Source organism: Streptomyces sp. NPDC048434 (assembly GCF_043200375.1).
Classification (GTDB): Bacteria; Actinomycetota; Actinomycetes; order Streptomycetales; family Streptomycetaceae; genus Streptomyces.
On the sequence record NZ_JBICXQ010000005.1, the window covers coordinates 223,898 to 243,345 of the forward strand.

The window sequence follows — 19,448 nt, forward strand, 5'->3', positions numbered from 1 at the left end:
GCACGCTGCCGGGGCGCCGTACGGCGAGATGCGGCGCCCCGGGTGAGCCGCAGTTGACGGGCCGGGCGTGGCCTGCGGACCGCACCGCGGCCCGGCCTTACGCTCGCTTCTTGGCCCGCTGCGCTCCGGCGGAGATCCGGTACACCACGATCCGGCGCAGCGGCCCGTCGGGCACGCCGGGATCGTCGAAGTCGTCGGCGGGGTCGCGGGCCATACCGATGCGGCGCATCACGGCCTGGGAGCGGAGGTTGGTGGCGGTCGTCACCGCAAGGATCTCCGGCAGGCCGAGGGCGGTGAAGCCGAAGTCCAGGGCGGCCTCGGCGGCCTCGGTGGCGTAACCCTGCCCCCAGGCCGACCGGGTCAGCCGCCATCCGGCCTCCACGCCGGTGAAGGGCAGGTCCTCCTCCACCGGATCCAGCCCGGTGAATCCGATGAACTCCCCTGTGGCGCGCACCTCGACCGCCCACCACCCCCAGCCGCGCTCATCGAGATCGGCCTGGAAACGAGCGACGGACGCCGCGCTCCGCTCAGGCGTCAGGACATCCGGGAAGTGCTGACGGACCTCGGGATCGGCATTCATCGCCGCCCAGGGCGCAAGGTCGGAATGCCGCCAGGCACGCAGCAGCAGGCGCTCGGTTCGCAGTTCAGACATCGCGCCAACCTAACCCGCTCAGGTCCGGGAGACGATCGAATAATGCCGTCCCGTACCAGTGCCGATTCGGACCGCTGCGGAAGAATTCTCTCGTCATCAGCCCTCGAGCCCGGACATGTCCAGGTCGAGAGCGAGGCGACGACGAGCGCGGTACTCATGATCAAGAACGATACATACGGCGTCAGCCACCGGCAGGCGCGGACGGCCGGACCCGCCCGCGCCTCAACGGCCCCTCCGGACGGCCCGGTTACCGCACCACCGGCGGATGGACTACTTGACCGAACCCGCCATGATCCCCTGCACGAAGTGCCGCTGGAAGGCGAAGAACACGATCAGCGGGACGATCAGGGACAGGAAGGCGCCCGGCGCCAGGACGCCGATGTTGCTGCCGAACTGCCTCATCTGCGACTGGAGTGCCACCGTCAGCGGCTGCGACTCGTTGTCGGCGAAGAGCAGCGCGACCAGCATGTCGTTCCAGACCCACAGGAACTGGAAGATGGCCAGGCTGGCGATGGCGGGGCGGCCAAGCGGCAGCACCAGTTGGGAGAAGATGCGCCACTCCCCGCCGCCGTCCATCCGGGCGGCCTCCAGCATCTCCTTGGGGATCTCCGCGAAGTAGTTGCGCAGCAGGAAGATGGCGAACGGCAGGCCGTAGGCGGTGTGGAAGAGGACCACGCCGGGGATGGAGCCGAACAGCCCGAGTGCACCGAACAGTTTGGCCACCGGCAGCAGCCCGATCTGGACCGGCACCACCAGCATCGCGACCACCACCAGGAAGATCCAGTCCCGGCCGGGGAAGTCCATCCAGGCGAAGGCGTACCCGGCCAGCGCGGCGATCACGACCACGGCGAGGGTGGTGGGCACCGAGATCAGCACGGTGTTCCAGAACGCCTGGACGATGCCCGAGTCCTTCAGCAGCGCCGTGTAGTTGTCCAGCGACAGCTGGCCGGGCGCGGTGAGAGCGGTCCACCAGCCACTGCTCGCGTTCTTCTCCTCCGTACGCAGGGAGGAGAGGAAGAGCCCGGCGGCAGGGGTGAGCCAGACCAGGCCGATGACGAGCAGGAACAGCTGGATCGCGCCGCGGCTGATGCGCTTCACCGGCCGTGCCGTCGTCCGCCTGCGGTGCGCGGCGGTTCCGGGGACGGTGGTCATGACTGGCTCCTGCGGAAGCGTCGGATGTTGAGGGCCATGGCTGGGACCACCAGGAGCAGCAACAGGACACCGAGGGCGCTGCCGAGGCCCTGGTTGTTGCCGCCGCCGAAGGAGACCAGCCACATCTGCAGGGCCAGGACATTGGCGTCCTGCTGCACGGGACCGGGGGCGATGATGTAGACGAGGTCGAAGACCTTCATCACATTGATCACCATCGTCACGAACACCACGCCGAGGACCGGCCCGAGCAGCGGAACGGTGATCCTGCGGAAGACCTGCCACTCGTTCGCGCCGTCCACCCGGGCGGCCTCCAGGACGTCACGCGGCATGGAGGAGAGTCCCGCGCCGATGAGGACGAGCGCGAAGCCGGTCCAGATCCACATATAGGCGCCGATGATGGCGGGGGTGATGAGGGCCGGGCCGAGCCAGGAGATGCCCTCGTAGGGAGCGGCGAAATCCTTGGCGGGGAGCTGGACGGCGTAGGACCCCGGAGCCAGATGGGGCAGGCGGTAGGAGCCGTCCGCCGCGGTGGTGGCCGTGGCCACCACCTTGCCGCGGGAGTCGACCGCCTCGACGGAGAGCTTCGGCAGTCCGCGCTCGGCGCGGTCCACCCTGCCGGGGGCGCCGCCACCGCCGGGGGTGAAATCGAGGTAGACCACACCGCGCAGTTCACCGTCGCCGGCCGGGGACGTGGCGGCCTGTGCGGCGGGCCGTGCCTGCGACGGCATGTCCTTGGGCGCGACGCCGACCAGTCCGAGGTTGACGGTGTTTCCCGGGCCGGTGCGGTGCGCCGTGCGGTAGGAGCCGTCGTGGCCCTTGGTCAGCCGCTTGTCGCCGAGGCGCGCCTTGGCGGTGGGGAAGGAGGTGGACTCCCTCTCGACCTTGTCGTGGACGCCGACGGTGATCGCGTTGAGGACACCGCGCTGCGGGTCCTGCTCGTAGGCGAGTCGGAAGATGATGCCCGCGGCGAGGAAGGAGATCGCCATGGGCATGAACATCAGCAGCTTGAACGCCGTCTTCCAGCGGATCTTCTCGGTCAGGACGGCGAGGACCAGACCGAGTCCGGTCAGCAGCGCGGGGGCGAAGACGACCCAGATCGCGCTGTTGCGGATGGCCCGCAGCGTGGCGGGGTCCTGGAACATCGCGGAGTAGTTGCCGGCGCCGACAAAGGTGTTGCCCGAGGCGTCGTACAGGCTGCGGACGACCGAGAACACGATGGGGTACGCGACCAGGGCGCCCAGCAGCAACAGTGCGGGAAACAGGAACACCGCGGCGATCCGGCGACGGCGCAGGGCGGCGCGCCGCATGGGGTCGGTTGCTCTGCCGGGCGTGCCGCCCGGGGGGAGGGGCGCGGTGCCGCGCGTGGTGGCGGGCGGCACCGCGGGAGTGGTGACAGGCATGGGTCGGGCCCTTGGTCCTTACTTTCCGTACGCCTTGGCCGCGGCGGCCTCGAGCTTGTGGGCCGTGCCTTCGGGGTCCGAGGGGTCGCGCAGGAAGTCCTGGAGGAGCTTCCACTCGCCGGCGCCCTGGGTTCCGCCGAACGCCGCGGGGGCCTGGTCGGACATGTCGAAGCGCACGGAGTTCCCGGCGCCGGTCAGCGACCGGGCGGCCTTGCGGGCGACCTCATCGTGGTACGCGTCGGCGGGCACCTTCTTGTTGGGCGAGATATAGCCGCCCGCCTTGGCCCAGACGCCGGCCGCCTCGGGAGTGGCCAGATACTTCACCAGCTCCATCGCGGCCTTCTTGTTCTTCCCTGCCTTGAGCACCACCGCGGCGTCGCCGCCACTGACCACCGGCGCCTTGCCACCGTCGACCGCAGGGAAGGGGAAGAACTTGGCGTCCTTGCCGACCTCCTTGTGGAGCTCATCGGTGACCAGGGCGCTGACGAAGTCACCCTCGTAGACCATGGCCGCCCCCGGCTCCGGGCCGAAGACCTGCTGGACGGACTCGGGGAAGTCGGTGCGCAGCGCGCCCGAACCGCCGCCCGCCACCAGGTTCTTGTCGCTGAACAGCTTGCCGAGCGCGGTGAGTGCCTTGACCACGCTGGGGTCCGTCCACGGGATCTTGTGGGCGGCGAGCTTGTCGTACTTCTCCTGACCGGCCTGGGAGAGGTAGATGTTCTCGAACCAGTCGGTCAGCGGCCAGCCCGCCTCGCCCGCGACGGAGAAGGCCGGCACGCCCGAGTCGGACAGCGTACGGCCCGACTTCAGCAGCTCCTGGTATGTCTTCGCGGGGGTGACCCCGGCCTGGCTGAAGGCCTCCGGGCTGTACCAGACGGTCGACTTGTGCGAGGCCTTGAAATACAGGCCGTAGTAGGTCTTGTCGACCGTGCCGTAGTCCTTCCACACCTGCGCGAAGTTCTTCTTGGCCTCGGCGCCGATCTCCGCCGACAGGGGAGCCAGCCAGCCCTTCTTGGCGAACTGCTGGAGCACACCGACCTGGGGGACCATCACCACATCGGGGGCGTTGCCGCCCTCGACCTGGCTGCCGATGACGGTCGAGACGTTGTCGCCGGTGGAGGCGAAGGTGACCTTCGCGCCGGTCTTCTCGGAGAACGCGTCCAGGACCTTCTTGAAGTTCTGCTGTTCCACGCCGGTCCAGACGCCCGCCACGGTCACGTTCTGGCCGTTGAGCTCCTGCTTCTTGCCACCGGCGGACACGGTGCCGCCGCATGCGGTGGCACAGAGCGCCAGACCGAGTACGGCGGAGCCGGACACGGCGGCTCGGATGTGTCGAACTGAGGGTCGTCTCATGGTGGGTTCCCTTCGGAGGACTGACGAGGAGGGGGAGAGGGGGAGAGGGGTGGGGCTATCGGGGGGCGCGAGCGTGCATCCACCAGGCGGCGGTGGAGCCCGGAAGCGTTCCTGCGGGGCAGTCGCCGCTCGCCAGCAGCGGGACACCGGGTACGGGAGCCGGCACCGGCTCGGTGCCGAAGTTGACGGCACAGACCAGACCGTCGCCACGGTCGAAGGCCAGCACCTGGGGCGGGGAATCCAGCCAGCGCAGGGTGCCTTCGCCGAGCTGCGGAAGGCTGCGGCGCAACTGCAGCCCTTCGCGGTACAGATGCCAGAACGACCGGGTGTCGGCCAGCGCCCGGTCCGTGGCGTGGTCGGCGAACCAGGCGGGCTGCGGCAGCCAGGGCCGCGCCGCGTCGGTACCGGAGGTGAAGCCGAACGGGGAGGCGTGTCCGGACCAGGGCAGCGGCACCCGGCAGCCGTCGCGGATGTGCTCCCGGCTGCCCGTACGGTGGTAGATCGGGTCGGTCAGGACCTCGTCGGGCAGGTCGACGACCTCCGGCAGGCCCAGTTCCTCGCCCTGGTAGATGTACGCGGCGCCGGGCAGCGCCAGCATCAGCAGGGCGGCGGCGCGGGCGCGCGCCGGGCCCAACCCTCCGCCGGACGCCTCCTCCAGGCTTCGTCCGGGCGCTGTCACCGGGACGGTTCCCCCATCGCCGGCGCCGGCTTCGGCCGCGTAGCGGGTGACGGTCCGGACCTGGTCGTGGTTGTTGAGCACCCAGGTGACCGTGGAACCGGTGCCCGCGATATCGGTCAGCGCCTCGGAGATGACCCGGCGGAAGGTGCCGACGTCCCAGCGCGCGGTCAGCAGGTGGAAGAAGAACGCCTGGTGCAGCTCGTCGGGCCGGACGTAGGCGGCCTGCTCGCCGGGTGTCCGTACGGAGACCTCGCCGACCAGCAGCCGGTCGTGGCCGTCGCGGGCGGTGTACTCCTCGCACAGTGCGCGCCAGTCGCGCCACACCTGGTGCACCTCGGGCTGGTTCCAGGCCAGCGGGTTGACCGAGTCGCGGGTCCGCTCGTCGGCCGAGGGGTCGGGGGAGTCGGGGAGCTCGGGGTGCTTGAACAGCCCGGCGGCCACATCGATGCGGAAGCCGTCGACACCGCGGTCCAGCCAGAAGCGCAGCACCTGGTCGAAGTCGGCGGCCACGGCGGGGTTGCGCCAGTTCAGGTCGGGCTGCTCGGGCGTGAACATGTGGAGGTACCACTGGCCCTCGGCGCCTGCCGCCTCCGTGACCCGGGACCAGGCGGGACCGCCGAACATGGCCCGCCAGTTGTTGGGCGGCAGCTCGCCGGCCTCCCCGCGCCCGTCGGCGAAGTGGAACAGTGACCGGGCCGTGCTGCCCGGCCCGTCCTTCAGTGCCGCCCGGAACCACGGGTGCTCGCTGGAGCAGTGGTTGGGGACGATGTCCAGCAGCACCTTCAGGCCCAGCCGGTGGGCGTCGGCCACCAGGCGGTCGAATTCGGCAAGGTCGCCGTATACGGAGTCCACATCGCGGTAGTCGGCGACGTCATAGCCGTGGTCGTGCTGGGGGGAGGGGTAGAAGGGGCTGAGCCAGATGCCGTCCACCCCGAGCTTCTTGAGGTACGGCAACCCCGTGCGGACGCCGGCCAGATCGCCGATGCCGTCGCCGGTGCTGTCGAGGAAGCTGCGGACGTAGACCTGGTAGATCACCGCATCGCGCCACCAGCGCTGTGCCGTGTCCGGGGACCCGGTGGCGGCCGGCGTGAGCGCCGGGGAGGCCGGTCCGGGGAGGGAGGGAGAGGGCGCGGAGTCGGCCGAGGAGCCGTTCTCTGCCGTGGCTATGAGCATCTGCCGTGATCCCGTTCTTGCATGGGCATGCCGTGCGGCTGCAATCGCTGTTATGCATGCATGTTAAGTAGGGATGTCTTTCGAGTGTCAACGAAAAGGTCGAAACTCGCTGCGAGATGCCCGGATTATGGAGAATTGAGCGGCCCACCTGTACTTAACAAGTAAGTAGAGCTGGGGTGGGATGCGACTGCGGAGAGCGCCGAGGGTCAGCCGCGGCCGACGATGGCCCGCAGCTCCCGTGTCAGCCGCGCGACGGTGGCATCCGTGCTCCGGCGATGGATCAGCGCGTCATGCATGACCGCCTGCACCGCCAGGCTCACCTGGTCGTACTGCGGGCTCTTGAGGCGCGGCTTGGCCGCCAGGACGCCCCGCTTGAGCGTCGGAAGGTACGGGAAGCGGCGCACCAGCTTCGGATCCGAGTACAGATCGGCCCACACCGGTGGCAGCGCGCCCTCGGTGAGCACCCGGCGCTGGACCGACTTGGTCGTCAGATAGGAGATCAGCTCGGTGGCGGTCTTCTGATGCCGCGACTGCGCATTGACCGCAAGATTGGAGCCGCCCAGCGCGCTGGAGCCCGGCCCGTCAGGACCCGGCAGCGGCACCGCGCCGAACTTCCCCGCGACCTTTGACTGCCGGGCGTTGGCCAGCGCGTACGCATACGGCCAGTTCCGCAGGAACAGCAGCCGGCCGTCCTGGAAGGCCTTGCGGGACTCCTCTTCCTTGTACGCCAGCGCCCGCTGCGGGATCCAGCCCTCGCGCACCCCGTCGAGGAGGAAGGACAGGCCCCGGCGAGCCGCGGGGGAGTCCACCGTCACGCGCGAGCCCTCGCCCGCGAGCACCGTGCCGCCCGCCGACTGAACGGCCTCGCCGACATTGGCGGTCAGCCCCTCGTACGGCAGGAACTGGCCCGCGTAACCGTCCATCCCGTACTTGGGTGCGACCGTCTTCGCCAACCGCTCCAACTCGGCCCAGGTGCGCGGCGGCCGGGCACCTTCCCGGGCGAGCACGTCCTTGCGGTAGTAGAGCAGCCCCGCGTTGGTCACATACGGGACCGCGTAGAGCCGCCCCCGGAAGGTGGCGGTGTCCACCACAGGGGGAAGGAAGTGCTTCAGCGGGAACTGGTCGCCGTTCACGGGCTTGATCCAGCCCGCGGCCGCGAACTCGGATGTCCATGCCACGTCGATGTTCAGCACGTCGAAGCGGTCACTGTGGGAGCGCAGCTCGGTGACCATCTGCGCCCGCACCTCGTCGGCCGCGTCGGGCAGCTCGACCAGCGTCACCTTCTCGCGCGGGTGCCGGTCGTTCCAGCCGTTGAGGACACCCCGCAGATAGCCCGTGAGGTCGCCGCCCGTCACCAGGGTGATCGGGCCCCGTCCCTCCGAGCCGCCGGCCGGCTCCCCGGCCTGCGCACCGGCATGGCCCGCGAACAGCAGCGAGCAGACCAGGAGAGCCCTTCCCGCGGCACGCTTCCACCGCATGGGCTCCTCCTCGTACCAGGCGTCGACGGGACACTGGACCGACAGCCCGCCCCATGTATACCTGTTAGCCATGCGGGATACTAGATGCTGCAGGAAGATACGACGGCGACCCGGCTCACAGTCGGATGAGTTCAGATGACCGTCAACTAGGGCGGGGAGGGAGAGGGAGAGCGTGCGGCTGCCACTCCTGGCGCTGTTGGTCAACGGCCCCGCACACGGCTATGAACTCAAGCAAGCCCTTGAGAACCTCCTGGGCGCGGCATACCCTCAGCCAAATGTCGGCCAGATCTACGTCACCCTGGGCAGGCTGGAGAAGGCGCGCCTGATCGAAGGGGAGGACGTCGAGCAGTCGGACCGCCCGAACAAGCGCATCTACCGGATCACCGAGGCGGGACGCGAAACGGTGGACGCGTGGTTCGAGGAATCCACCGCAGAGCCGCGGGTACGGGACGAATTCTTCATGAAACTCGCCCTGGCCCCCCACACGGGGACCGCGGACCAGGTCGCCCTGATCAACAAGCAGCGCCGCCACTACCTCAACACCATGCGTGACCTGTCGAAACTCGCGGCGGGCGAGGACCGGGACAACCGGGTCGCGCAGCTGCTGATAGAGGGCGCGATGCTGCATCTGCAGGCGGATCTCGACTGGCTGGAGCGCTGTCAAGAGGAGTTGGAATGAACCGGGACGAGCCGTCCGGCCCGATAGTCCGGGCAGCCGGCCTGGTCAAGACCCACCGGCCGGAAGGCGGCGCCCCCGCCCATGCGGTGCGGGGTGTCGATCTGTGCATCGAGCGCGGCGAGTTCGTCGCCGTCACCGGGCCCTCGGGGGCCGGGAAATCCACCCTGCTGCACCTCCTCGGCGGTCTCGACCGGCCCGACAGCGGTTCGCTCTGGCTCGACGGCCGCCAGGTCGACGCCTACAGCGAGGCACGCTGGGCGGAGCTGCGCCGCAACCACATCGGCATCGTCTTCCAGTTCTTCAACCTGGTCTCGAACCTCAGCGTCGCCGACAACGTCGAACTCCCCGCCCTGCTGGCCGGCAGGTCCCCCCGGCAGGCCCGCACCGACCGGGCCGAGCTGCTCGACGAACTGGGCCTGACGGGCAAGGAGAACTGCACACCCGGCGAGCTGTCCGGAGGCGAACAGCAGCGCGTCGCGCTGGCCCGCGCCCTGGTCAACACCCCCAGCCTGCTGCTCGCCGATGAGCCCGCCGGCAGCCTGGACAGCAAGGGCACCAGGGAGGTGCTGCGGCTGCTCGCCCGCTTCCACCAGCGCGGCCAGACGATCTTGCTCGTCACCCATGACGCCAGGATGGCCAGCGCCGCGGACCGGGTGATCAGCTTCTACGACGGCCAGGTGGCCGACGATGCCCACCTCGGCGGCAGCCGGCACCGCCCCGCGGCCGGTGTGGCCGACGTACTCAAGCTCAAGGGCTGACCCGTGCGAGCAGCGGCACGCTGGACACAGGCGCACCTCAGAGCACACCGACCGGCCGCGGTGCTCATCGTGCTGGCCACCGCCGGGATCACCATCTCGCTGCTGCTGGCCACCGCACTGTTCGCCTACGCGACCGACCCCTGGCAACGGGCCTTCACCCAGTCCTCCGGCGCCCACGTATGGATCCACACCCAAGCCGGCACCGCCGCCGGGTCGCTCGCCGGACTGGACGAGGTGCGAGCCACCTCCGGCCCCTTCCGTACGGTCCGCACCACCGCGAGCCTCCAGCCCGGCGGCGCCAAGGCAACACTGGAGCTGCGCGGCGTGGCGAAGCGTCCCGCCACCGCCGCCCCCCACATCGTTGCGGGCCGCTGGCTCGACCCGGGCACCGATGCGGGTACCACCAAGGGCATCGTGCTGGACAGCTCGGTGGCCCGTGCGATGTGGGCCAAGCCGGGTGACTCCCTCGTGCTGAGCGGTATCGCGGCACATCTGCGCGTGGTGGGCGTTGCGGACACCGCCGAGGTCTCCTTCCGCGCGGGCGAATCCCCGGGTGTGGCCTGGGTGCTCCCCAAGACCCTCGCCGCCTCCGACGCGGGCCGCGACCAGCGCGGCCGCACCATAGGCCTCCAGCTCACCGACCCCGCGGACACCGACTACGTCGTCCAGCGCGCGGTCACCCTGCTCGGCGCCGATCAGATCACCGATGTCTCCACCTGGCGGCAGGCCAAGGCCGAAGCCGAGGGTGACAATCAGCTTCTGGGACGGCTGCTCGGCCTCTTCGGGCTCGGCGCGCTGCTCGCCGCCGCGCTGGCGGTGGGCGGCGCGATCAGCACCCGGATCCGCGGACATCTGCGGGACATCTCGATCCTCAAGGCCATCGGGTTCACGCCCGGCCAGGTGGTCCGCATGTTCCTCGCCCTCCACCTCGGCTTCGCGCTGCTGGGCGTCGCCCTCGGGGCACTGGTGACCCAGGTGCTCGGCACGCTGGTCCCCGGCCGGATCGGCGAGGCGATGGTCCTCTGGCAGCAGCTTCCCGAGCACGCCTGGCTGTCCTTGGTGATCTCCGGCGGAGTGGTGGTCTTCATCGGCTCGGCGACCTGTCTGACCGCGTGGCGCGCCGGGCGGGTACCGCCGGTGCCCGTCGCCCGCGCCGCCACGGCCACCGGCGGCCGAGCCTCCGGCCTCACCCGGCGGGCGCTCGGCCTCCGGGTCCCACCGGCCCTGGTCCTCGGCTGGCGGGGGGCCTTCCACCGTCCGCTGCGCTCGTCGGCGGCGGTGGCCCGGCTGGCGGTCCCACTGCTGCTCATCACCATCGCGCTGGGCACCTGGACCACCCTGGACCGCTTCACCTCACACCCCGAGAACGTCGGCCTGCCCGCGGCGCTCACCGCGCGTTCCGACACCCTCGGCGACCAGGAGCTACGCCAACTCCTCACCTCCCAGCCACGGATGACCGCCTACCCCGGAGCCGAGGTGCAGGCGCTCGTACCGGGGCAAACCGGGACGATCACCCTGCGTGGACTCGGTACGGATGCCAAGCCGTACCCCTTCGCCATCGTGGAAGGCCGAGCCGCCCGCGGTCCCGACGAAGCGATCGCCGGACAGGGCCTGCTGGAACTCCTGGACGCACACGTCGGCGACTGGGTCCGGATGACCGTCGCCGGCCGACCGCACGTCCTCCACATCGTCGGCCGCAACATCGAAACCGCGGACGGCGGCCGGGTCATCTCCACCACCCTGGACACCCTGCGCGACGACGACACCGCCGGCGCGACGCCTGCTGCGTCTCCTGCACCCCGCCCGGACTTCTACAACCTGGTCCTGCACCACGGTGCCGACCCCACGGTGGCGCGCGACGCCCTGACCAAGGCGTCGGCCGGCCGTCTCGAAGTGCGCGAGATCCCCAACCCCGCCGACCAGCTGTCGGCGGTCCGTGCCGTCGCCATCGGCCTGATCGCGGTGCTGATTCTGATCGGGCTGGCGGAGCTCGCGACGACGGTCGGTGCCGGCGTACGCGACCGCAGCCGCGACCTGCTCGCGCTCAAGGCCGTCGGGCTCACGCCCCGCCAGATCACCGCCGTCATCGTCTCGGCCACCGCGTTCATCACGCTGGCCGCCGCGCTGGCCGGCACGGCGCTGGGCCTCCTCGCCTCCGAGTGGCTCATCAACCTCCAGGGCCGCACCAGCGGCTGGGGGACCGGCATCGCCCAGCGCCCCGCCCCGGCCATCCTGCTGCTGGTCATCGCCATCGCGGTGACGATCGCCGCAGTCGCCTCGGCCCTGCCCGCCGCCCGCGCGGCCCGGCGCCGGCTCGCGGACTCGGCCAGCGATCTGCTGTAGGGCGGGTCATGGGGATCGGCCCGCCCTGATCCGGAAGGCCCGCGCCCTCCGGGTGTCGTCACACTCCCCGGGCCTTACGCGCTGAGGTCCCCGACCGGAATCGGTCGGGGACCTTCATGCGCTCCACAGGGGCTCATGCACTCCGCAGGGGCGGAGGAAAGGAGGCCGGGGAAGTGGCGGCCGTCCTGGCGCCGGCTAGCCGGCCGTGCCGAAGTCCTGCGTCCAGTAATCGCCGGGCTGTGCGAGGCCGACGCCGATCTCCTTGAACGAGCAGTCAAGGATGTTCCGCTTGTGGCCGGGGCTGGACATCCAGCCCGCCATGACCTCGTCGGGTGTGGAGTAACCGTAGGCCACGTTCTCGCCGTAGGAGCTCCAGTGGTAACCGGCACGCGTGATCCGGTCATCCGGAGAGGAGCCGTCGGAGCCCGTGTGCGACATGTTCTTATGGTCCGCCATGTCCTTACTGTGATCCTGGGCGGACTTTGTCAGTTTCGCATTCACGGTCAGCGGTGAGCACCCGGCCTTGCTGCGCTCCTTGTTGACGAGTTCCACCACGCGGGCCGCATCACCGGAAGCCGAAGCGGCGGTCTTCGAAGGGCTGGTGGTTTTCGAAGCGCCGGCGGAAGCGGCGGGCTTCTGAGCTGTCTTCGCGGCCCACTCGGAGCCCCATTTTGCTTTCGCCTGGCGGTGATCGAAGGACGCATTCTGCCAATGGCCGTGGTGCCGACCCGCCTCGTTCTCGTGACCCAGACAAGCCATGGCGGCAGAGGGCACGCCCACGGCGCCTACGGCCAAGGCAGCGACGGTTATCTGCCGGTAGCGCCGCGTCCTGCGATGTTTCGTCATGCGTGACCTCACTCGGTAATTGCGGAGCGTCCCTGGCGCGGCTGGCTCTGTGCAATTCCCGCGCCTGAGCTGCGGAGACGCCTTGCGGCTCGTCATTCTTGGCGCCGCTGTGCAGACAAGGCAACAAAGTCTGAGTACTACTTCGCTTCGTAGGAGCGGCCGGCCCTTGCCATGAGTGCGGGAGCATGCTGGTCCGGCTCCCGGATCTTTCGGGAATTCCTGTTGCCCCGTCAGAACGCCTTATGTGCTGACCGTGCGAGCAAAGGCACGGAGCGGGCCGAATGCCGCTTATCCCGGTGCGCGGCATTCATAGGCCAAGACGGACAAATCTCATATGTCGCCGAGGCGTCATCTACTATCCGGCTTAGTTAGTGCCGGGATTCGGTATGACGCATGTCACGGAACTCGGGATTCCGTGGCGGGAACCTGGGGGCGCATATCTGCGTCCAGCAGGGCATTCGAAGATCGTGAATGCCGAAAGGGGTCCCGGCCCACGGCGGGAACGGCTGGCCGTTTCCTTTACCTCGCACGGCACGGTGAGGTTTCAGCGGATGAGAGCAAGCTGACGGACCGCGGTAGCCGTCAGGCCGTACTGCTCGGTGAGCGGCTCCGGCGTACCCCTCTCGCGGCGTGTCAGCACGGGCCGCTCCCACGGGCGGAGCGGACCGCGCGGCTGATCTGCGACCAGTCTGCGACCAGCTCGACGGCGTCCCCCTGCGTGCGTCGGAGCCGACCAGGGGCGAAGCCCCTACCGGCTTCCCGCCCGCCCTTCACTTCTGAGGGCGGTGGGCCGCCGCTCCCCTCGGCGGTGCAGAGAGGTCAGCCGGCCGGTCAGCGCCCCGAAGGGCTGGTCGGTCTGAGACGTCAGCCGGGTCGGCTGGTGCACCGACGACCCCGGGAGCCGGTCGATGTGCCGCAGTGCGTCCCACTGCACCAGTGAGATGTCCAGGTCGGCGGTCAACTTGCTGTCCAGGGTGCGGTGGTGGCCCTCATCGAGGCTCAGCAGCACGGCCTGGTGGCCAACCGCGCGGCCCTGCGGGGCTACGGCCGCGAGCCGTCCATGACCGACCCCACGCTGCTCGGGCGGCTCGGCGCCATCGCACTGTCGACCCTGGTGCTGTGGGGCGAGAGTGACGGCGTCGTCGACGCCGACTACGGTCGCGCCTACGCCGGTGCCATCCCCGGCGCCCGGTTCCAGCTCCTCGCCGGCGCCGGTCATGTCCCCCAGAGCGAAACTCCCGAGCAACTCATGCTCCCCATAAGGGACTTCGCCGACGCGCCCGCCACTCACCGCCCGACGGCGGGCGGAGCGCCACAAGAACTGCGGGTGTAAACGCTCAGGGACCTCCCCTGCATGCGGGACTTCCGTGATGTCCACTACCCCCGCCTCCTCACCGGCTGCACCGGCTTCGGCCTCTCCATCCACGGGATCCGGACCGCTGCCCCCGGTGACGGTGCGTCCCGGCTGTACGTCTTGCTCTCCTACCGCGAGAACGAACCACAACGCTTGAGTCAGCCGCTGCATAGCCCCCCGGTGACGGGACGGGTTCCGTGCGGGCGAAACACACCCGGGTGAGGAAGGGACGTTCTCGGCATCGTGGGGCACTGGACCCGACTGCGTCCCGAGGGTGTGGCGGGTCGGGAACCCGGCATGACACCGCGGGGGAGCCGCGTCCTTGGGGCGGCCAGGTGAGCCGCCCCGACCCGGCACGGAGCTTCCCGCGTCCGTCATGCGTCGCGACGTACATTGCCGTTGGGTCTGCGTCGGCCAACCTCACGAGATCGGACATGTGCATGAACTGCTATGACTGCGCGACGGGCGACGGAAACGCCGCCGCGGTGGCGATCTGCCGGAACTGCGGCGCCGCACTGTGCGACCAGCACGCCTGGTCCGCCCCGCAGACCGTGGTCCGCGTACAGGGCGTAGGTCCGAGCACTCTGCCGGAGCCGGCGCGTCGCATTGTGTGCACGATCTGCCGGGGAGCAACTCAGTCGGTCTGAGCCCTGAGGATCCGGTCGCGGCCGGGGTGCCGGACGGGCGGCGGTGGCATGATGCCGTCAATGACGACCTTTGTCTTGATTCCGGGTGCGGCATGCGACTCGTGGCACTGGCATCTGCTGGAGGCGGAGCTGCGCGCCCGGGGCCGTGAGGTGGTGAGTGTGGACCTGCCGTGCGAGGACGATGCGGCAGGCCTGGACGCGTACGCGGATGCGGTCGTCGCCGCGGTTGCGGGCCGGAAGCGGCTCACGCTCGTGGCGCACTCGTTCGCCGGCTTCACCGCACCCCTGGTCTGTGCACGGGTGCCGGTGGATCTGCTGGTGCTGCTGGCGGCGATGGTGCCCTTGCCGGGGGAGGCGCCTGCGGAGTGGTGGGGGGCGACGCGACACCCGGACTCTCGGGTCAGACGCGCCGGGCGGGACGCGCAGAGGGCCGGCGCGGCCCCGGCTGACGAGGGCGCATCGGAGTCCGCTGTGCCGGGTTCTGCCGCGGATCCGTTCTTCCAGGATCTGCCGCCGGGGCTGGCGGCAGAGGCGGCGGTGCGATGGCGGCGGCAGTCCGAGACCCCTGCCGCGCGGCCCTGGCCGATGGAATCCTGGCCCACGGTGGCGACCCGGTTTCTGTTGTGCCGTCAGGACCGCCTCTTCCCGGCGCCGTTCCTGCGTGCCGTGGTGGCGGAGCGCCTGGGGGTGGCCCCCGACGAGATGGAGGGCGGGCACTTCCCGATGCTGTCCCGTCCGGTCGAGCTGGCTGACCGGCTGGAGCGCTACAGCCGGTCAGCGGCGAAGTGACGACCTCACAGGCGCCCGCGGGCCGAGCGCCTCAACGTTGCTTGATGTCCGCCGCGGTCCCGTAGGGAAGATGTGCGAGGGCGACGATCAGCGGCACCGGCAGGTATGCGGGCCACTTGGGGCGGGCCGCCTGGTAGGCGACGTACCCGAGCGAGCCGCTTATTCGTACCTCTTCCACCGTCTCTGCCTGGTACACCACCCGGCAGTTACGCGATGCCCGTTGGGCGCGCTTCCACAGTGCCGAAGCGGGTTTCCTCTCCGCCTCGGTCCGCGGGGTGAAGATCCGGTCGCCGAAGTCCGACCAGGCGAACGGGCTGGTGTCCGCCCAGTCCTTGTCGATCACCTTCTTCAACTCCGCTGCCCGCTCCGCGTCGGTGGAGCCCCACGACGACGGCACGTTGGTGATCAGGCCGACGGGGATATGGCGGGCGCGCAGCGCGCGCAGATACCCGGCGGCTCCCGGCATGTACCGCACGCTCTTGTCCTCGGCCGTGTGTACCAGCGTCTCGCCGAGGTCGAAATACACCACGGCACACCCGCCGACCCGCCCTCCTTCCCCGGCGGTGCGCGGTACGCCCTCGGCTGCTCCCGCGGTCGGCACGGCTAACGCTGCCACGCCGCCCAGGGCGAGCAGCGCGCGCCAGGTGACTCTGCGAGCGGGTGTCTTTTGCATGGGGGATGCCTTTCCCGTAGGGGGGCATCCGATCGTACGCGCCATGTGCACGTCATCGACCGGATCGGCGCTGCCGGGCCACTGATCTCGGCCGTCATCACTTCGCCTCGCCTCGCCACGCATGGAGGGTCGCCGGCGCATGGTGCCGCACACCGTCAACCAGGGGCTCAAGGGGTCGGCTCTTACGCTCCGCGGCCTTGAGGTTCTGCGCGAGGAATCTGAGTAGCGGTACTCATGACACACCCCACGGTGGCCATGAGGCTGATGCGGATGACCAAGCGCGGCAGAGCGTCCGTCCCGGCCTGTGGTGTGGTGACGGCTTCGGTGGGTACCTGCGCCGTACGGCAGGGGTCACTCCGTCCGCCCCGCGGCGGGCGCCGCGCCGCCCTGCACCCGATGTCTTCGAGGCTGATCCATGAAGGCCACCATGGCCACATCCCGCATGCTTCCCCCGGCGCTGGCCATAGCGGTGCTCCTCGCTCTGGCCCTGTCGGGCCTGCAGCCTCATGACCGGATCACATGGGTCATGGAGACCTGCTGGGTGATCGTCGGCCTGCCGCTGCTGGTCGCGGTGTGGCGACGCTTTCCGCTCAGCCCGCTCCTGTGCTGTCTGCTGGCCGTGCATGCACTGGTCCTGATCGTCGGCGGCCACTACACCTACGCCGAGGTCCCCTTCGGCCACTGGCTGCAGGACGCTCTGGACCTCTCCCGCAATCCCTACGACCGGATCGGACATCTGGTGCAGGGCTTCGTGCCCGCCGTCCTGGTCCGCGAACTTCTGGTCCGCACCTCCCCGCTGCGCGGCAGCGCCTGGCTGGCCCCGCTGACGGTGTGCGCATGCCTGGCGTTCAGCGCCTTCTTCGAGCTGATCGAGTGGTGGAGCGCGCTGGCCGGCGGCTCCGCGGCCGACGCGTTCCTCGCCACCCAGGGGGACCAGTGGGACACCCAGTGGGACATGGCCTGCGCCCTCCTCGGCGCGATCGTCTCGCTGCTGCTCCTCAGTCGCGTCCACGACCGCCAGCTCGCCCATTACGGCACCGGGGAGGAGGAGCGGATCACGGGACGGCAGGCCGCCTGATCGCTGTTCCGGTCGCTGTCCTCAGGCAGGGCCCGCGGACAGAAGCGGGATCCGCGAACCGGCTCCGGCCCCGTACCCGTCAGGAGCTCGTGCGGTGAACTGCTCCTCGACCCGCCGAAGTTCTCTCACACCCGGGCGGAGAACGGGCAGGCCCAGTCCGCCGGTTTGCGCCGGCCCGAGTAGCGTCGGGCCTCGGAGAGCTGCTCGTACTCCATGAGATTGGGGTTGATATTGCCCTGCAGTTCGATGTCCTGCTTGCGGATCTTCTCCTGCAGCCGGCCCCAGAGGCCCGCGGCCTTTATTCGGTCGAACTGGGCGTGGGAATTGAAGGCGAGCATCGGGAACGGCGGGCGGCGGCCGATGCGGCTGTGCGTTTCGTGCAGTCCGATCACGAAGAAGGGGTGCCCGGCGACGCTGTACGCGAAGGCACCGGATGTCGGATCGGGGTCATAGCCATCGGCCCAGGGGTGCGTGAGGCTGTCATGGTCGTGGACAGCCTGCAGCTGCTGCCACAGCAGCGCCTCGAACTCGACTTCCGCCACGTTCAGGGGGCCCGAGAAGGTGGCCACGAAGCTCGTGAAGGGCTTGGCGGCCCAGTCCACCGCCGCCACATACGCCTGAAGATCGGCCGCCATCTCCCGGGCCGCCTCGTCATCACCGAACCACGTGTAATGGCGATGGGTGATACCCCCCTGCCGCCATGCGGAACGGCCCGCCAAGCAGGGGAAGGCATCACCGAGCAGGAACCGTCCGACTTCGGCGGCTGCGTCAACTTCGGTGGCGGCGGTGGCGTCAACCGTCATGTTTGTGACCTTCGGTGAGGGGGGCAACACCCCTGGTGGGGGCCCTGCGGTGGTGGGACCCTGGCAGTCAAGATCGGGCAGGGCCAGTTCGTCAAGACTCGGCCGTTTCACCCCTCTGCGACTGCCCTCACCGACGGCGTCAGCACCGCGTTTGCGGTGGTATGACCGAATCGGGCCGTGACCATGTCTTGGCCGCCGGACAGCTCGCTCTCACTGCAGGGCTTCTTGTAGATCTTCATCGTCTCAGAAACTCGGGCAGGTGATCGCCAGGGCGGCCTGCGGCGGCGCCGCGCCCCGCGCTGCCCGGTCCCCCGTGCCGGAGCTCCCTTGCCGACGGGACCGCCGGAGCCCACCCGCTCTGTACGGCGGTCGTCGATCCCTGCCGCTAGCCATCGCCTCGGCGGGCCGGTCGCCGAGCTGAGCCGCCGGCTGCCGGCTGCCGGCGTCGGTCGCCGATCGGAGCCTGCGGCTGTCGGCCTCGGAGGGCCGGTCGCTGACCCGAGCCTCCGGCTACCGGCCACGGACGGTTTGGCAGCCGGCCGGGCTCTCCAGGGCGGCCGACTCTGCCGCGGCGCGATCCCCCGTGCTGATCGCGCGCGATGTGTCGTGAGCCGGCCGCGCCCCGTCTGCTGACTGCGTGCGGCAGCGTCGGCAGACGGGAGCGGGGTCGTCCCCGTCAGGCGCGGGCGGGCGCGGCCTCCTCCTGGGTGTCAGCGGCATCGGCTGCACGGTCCTCGGTGCCGTCCTGGGAAGTGGCGCCGGGGAGGGAGTAGAAGACGCTCCTTCCCTGCTTGCTGCGGTGTGCCAGACCCTTGGCGATGAGTGAGGTCTCCAGGGTGTTGCGTACGGCCGTCTCCGGTGCCGTGTGATCCGGATGTTCCTTCGCCAGCAGCTTCGTCAGCTCCGTCACCGTGCGCGGCTGCTCGTCGAGCAGGCCGAGTACGCGGTCGGCGCGGGTGGAGTTCCGCTGCCGGGATTTGCCCCGGGCCGGCGTGGCCTTTCGTGCCTTCTTTGCGCTCCCCGCCGCCTTGGCCGGGGCTTTCTTCGCGGGCTTGGCCTTCGGCGCGGCAGGCTTCGCGCGTCGCGCCGCGGGCACGGTCACCGGCTTCGTCACCGCGGTGTCAGCCTCCGAGGGCTGGGGCGCGACAACCTCTTCAACTTCCTTCCGGGGGCTCGTGCCGAGATGCTGCTGGAGGTCCTCCAGCTTTGCCCGGAGCTTTTGCAGTTCGTCGATCTCCTTCGCGATGCTCTTCAGCTTGGCAGCCACCTGCACGGCGAATTCCGACTCGGACATGAAACAGCCTGCTCTCTATTGCCTGATCGATCTGCGGTTGGCTGGATGTTACTCATCTCGCTCCGCAATTAACCCGGTCCCGCTCCGTTTTATCGCCAGGCGCAGGGCACCGGTGTTCGGTTCCACGGCCGAACAAGCGCGCCATCACGGGGAGTTCGGATGGTGTCCAACCCCTCCGTATCGGTCAAGAAAAGGACCTTGAATGAGCCATACGGGCCGTGATTGAAGTCGCGTACCCCGTCGACAGAGGGGCTGAACTCCGTCCGGTTGTCACTCCTTTGAGTCTTTCCTCCGGTG

Annotated in this window: 18 protein-coding genes and 1 pseudogene; 8 read left to right on the forward strand and 11 right to left on the reverse strand. The window is 69.7% G+C overall.

The genetic code is table 11. From position 1 onward, the window contains the following. Nucleotides 1–97: 97 nt before the first annotated feature. The 6 genes from ACGFWI_RS08485 to ACGFWI_RS08510 form a co-directional block, all read right to left on the reverse strand. A complete protein-coding gene (locus ACGFWI_RS08485) occupies nucleotides 98–652 on the reverse strand; it encodes a GNAT family N-acetyltransferase (protein WP_393905147.1) in 555 nt (184 codons plus the stop codon). A 270-nt stretch (nucleotides 653–922) separates the two neighbouring features. After that, nucleotides 923–1,804, reverse strand: coding sequence for a carbohydrate ABC transporter permease (locus ACGFWI_RS08490; RefSeq protein ID WP_393905148.1), 882 nt, complete (start codon nucleotides 1,802–1,804; stop codon nucleotides 923–925). Continuing rightward, nucleotides 1,801–3,204, reverse strand: coding sequence for an ABC transporter permease subunit (locus ACGFWI_RS08495; protein WP_393905149.1), 1,404 nt, complete (start codon nucleotides 3,202–3,204; stop codon nucleotides 1,801–1,803). The genes ACGFWI_RS08490 and ACGFWI_RS08495 overlap by 4 nt, the downstream gene beginning before the upstream one ends. 18 nt (nucleotides 3,205–3,222) lie before the next feature. After that, nucleotides 3,223–4,557: an ABC transporter substrate-binding protein gene (locus ACGFWI_RS08500; protein ID WP_393905150.1), complete on the reverse strand. Its 1,335-nt coding sequence runs from the start codon at nucleotides 4,555–4,557 to the stop codon at nucleotides 3,223–3,225. Between the two features lie 55 nt (nucleotides 4,558–4,612). Next, nucleotides 4,613–6,409: a glycoside hydrolase family 13 protein gene (locus ACGFWI_RS08505; RefSeq protein WP_393905151.1), complete on the reverse strand. Its 1,797-nt coding sequence runs from the start codon at nucleotides 6,407–6,409 to the stop codon at nucleotides 4,613–4,615. A 206-nt stretch (nucleotides 6,410–6,615) separates the two neighbouring features. Further along, on the reverse strand, nucleotides 6,616–7,887 hold the full coding sequence (locus ACGFWI_RS08510; RefSeq protein ID WP_393905243.1) for an ABC transporter substrate-binding protein: 1,272 nt from the start codon (nucleotides 7,885–7,887) through the stop codon (nucleotides 6,616–6,618). A 172-nt stretch (nucleotides 7,888–8,059) separates the two neighbouring features. Between ACGFWI_RS08510 and ACGFWI_RS08515 the strand changes: the two genes are divergently transcribed. The 3 genes from ACGFWI_RS08515 to ACGFWI_RS08525 are packed head-to-tail and all read left to right on the forward strand — an operon-like array spanning nucleotide 8,060 to nucleotide 11,667. After that, nucleotides 8,060–8,566, forward strand: a complete 507-nt coding sequence (locus tag ACGFWI_RS08515; RefSeq protein ID WP_393905152.1) for a PadR family transcriptional regulator — start codon at nucleotides 8,060–8,062, stop codon at nucleotides 8,564–8,566. Then, nucleotides 8,563–9,324, forward strand: a complete 762-nt coding sequence (locus ACGFWI_RS08520; protein ID WP_393905153.1) for an ABC transporter ATP-binding protein — start codon at nucleotides 8,563–8,565, stop codon at nucleotides 9,322–9,324. Before ACGFWI_RS08515 ends, ACGFWI_RS08520 begins: the two co-directional genes overlap by 4 nt. 3 nt (nucleotides 9,325–9,327) lie before the next feature. Continuing rightward, nucleotides 9,328–11,667 carry an FtsX-like permease family protein gene (locus ACGFWI_RS08525; RefSeq protein WP_393905154.1) on the forward strand — a complete coding sequence of 780 codons (2,340 nt, stop codon included), beginning with the start codon at nucleotides 9,328–9,330 and terminating at the stop codon, nucleotides 11,665–11,667. A gap of 195 nt (nucleotides 11,668–11,862) precedes the next feature. Here the strand turns inward: ACGFWI_RS08525 and ACGFWI_RS08530 are convergent, their stop codons facing one another. Continuing rightward, nucleotides 11,863–12,513 (reverse strand): CAP domain-containing protein, encoded by a 651-nt coding sequence (locus tag ACGFWI_RS08530; RefSeq protein ID WP_393905155.1) that lies wholly within the window; start codon nucleotides 12,511–12,513, stop codon nucleotides 11,863–11,865. A gap of 334 nt (nucleotides 12,514–12,847) precedes the next feature. Here ACGFWI_RS08530 and ACGFWI_RS08535 point away from each other — a divergent pair. Then, nucleotides 12,848–13,150, forward strand: a pseudogene (locus tag ACGFWI_RS08535) (hypothetical protein); the annotation flags it as partial. A 111-nt stretch (nucleotides 13,151–13,261) separates the two neighbouring features. On the opposite strand, the gene ACGFWI_RS08540 reads toward ACGFWI_RS08535, so the two are convergent. Further along, the gene (locus tag ACGFWI_RS08540) at nucleotides 13,262–13,522 is read right to left on the reverse strand and encodes a hypothetical protein (protein WP_393905248.1); all 261 of its coding nucleotides are present in this window, start codon (nucleotides 13,520–13,522) and stop codon (nucleotides 13,262–13,264) included. On the opposite strand from ACGFWI_RS08540, the gene ACGFWI_RS08545 reads away from it, so the two are divergent. The 3 genes from ACGFWI_RS08545 (at nucleotide 13,496) to ACGFWI_RS08555 (ending at nucleotide 15,303) form a co-directional block, all read left to right on the forward strand. Further along, the gene (locus ACGFWI_RS08545) at nucleotides 13,496–13,846 is read left to right on the forward strand and encodes an alpha/beta fold hydrolase (RefSeq protein WP_393905156.1); all 351 of its coding nucleotides are present in this window, start codon (nucleotides 13,496–13,498) and stop codon (nucleotides 13,844–13,846) included. The two genes, ACGFWI_RS08540 and ACGFWI_RS08545, sit on opposite strands and share 27 nt — an antisense overlap. 461 nt (nucleotides 13,847–14,307) lie before the next feature. Continuing rightward, nucleotides 14,308–14,514 carry a DUF2180 family protein gene (locus ACGFWI_RS08550; protein WP_393905157.1) on the forward strand — a complete coding sequence of 69 codons (207 nt, stop codon included), beginning with the start codon at nucleotides 14,308–14,310 and terminating at the stop codon, nucleotides 14,512–14,514. A gap of 60 nt (nucleotides 14,515–14,574) precedes the next feature. After that, entirely contained in the window at nucleotides 14,575–15,303 is a 729-nt protein-coding gene (locus ACGFWI_RS08555; protein WP_393905158.1) for an alpha/beta hydrolase, read from the forward strand. 31 nt (nucleotides 15,304–15,334) lie between these two features. On the opposite strand, the gene ACGFWI_RS08560 is transcribed toward ACGFWI_RS08555, so the two are convergent. Further along, nucleotides 15,335–15,976 (reverse strand): hypothetical protein, encoded by a 642-nt coding sequence (locus ACGFWI_RS08560; RefSeq protein ID WP_393905159.1) that lies wholly within the window; start codon nucleotides 15,974–15,976, stop codon nucleotides 15,335–15,337. Nucleotides 15,977–16,403: 427 nt separating this feature from the next. Between ACGFWI_RS08560 and ACGFWI_RS08565 the strand changes: the two genes are divergently transcribed. Further along, on the forward strand, nucleotides 16,404–17,054 hold the full coding sequence (locus ACGFWI_RS08565; RefSeq protein WP_393905160.1) for a DUF2238 domain-containing protein: 651 nt from the start codon (nucleotides 16,404–16,406) through the stop codon (nucleotides 17,052–17,054). 125 nt (nucleotides 17,055–17,179) lie between these two features. Here the strand turns inward: ACGFWI_RS08565 and gntA are convergent, their stop codons facing one another. Together gntA and ACGFWI_RS08575 are read right to left on the reverse strand one after the other, a co-directional pair. Further along, nucleotides 17,180–17,857: a guanitoxin biosynthesis heme-dependent pre-guanitoxin N-hydroxylase GntA gene (gene gntA, locus ACGFWI_RS08570; protein ID WP_393905161.1), complete on the reverse strand. Its 678-nt coding sequence runs from the start codon at nucleotides 17,855–17,857 to the stop codon at nucleotides 17,180–17,182. A 676-nt stretch (nucleotides 17,858–18,533) separates the two neighbouring features. Continuing rightward, nucleotides 18,534–19,151, reverse strand: coding sequence for a hypothetical protein (locus ACGFWI_RS08575; protein ID WP_393905162.1), 618 nt, complete (start codon nucleotides 19,149–19,151; stop codon nucleotides 18,534–18,536). Between the last annotated feature and the right edge of the window lie 297 nt (nucleotides 19,152–19,448).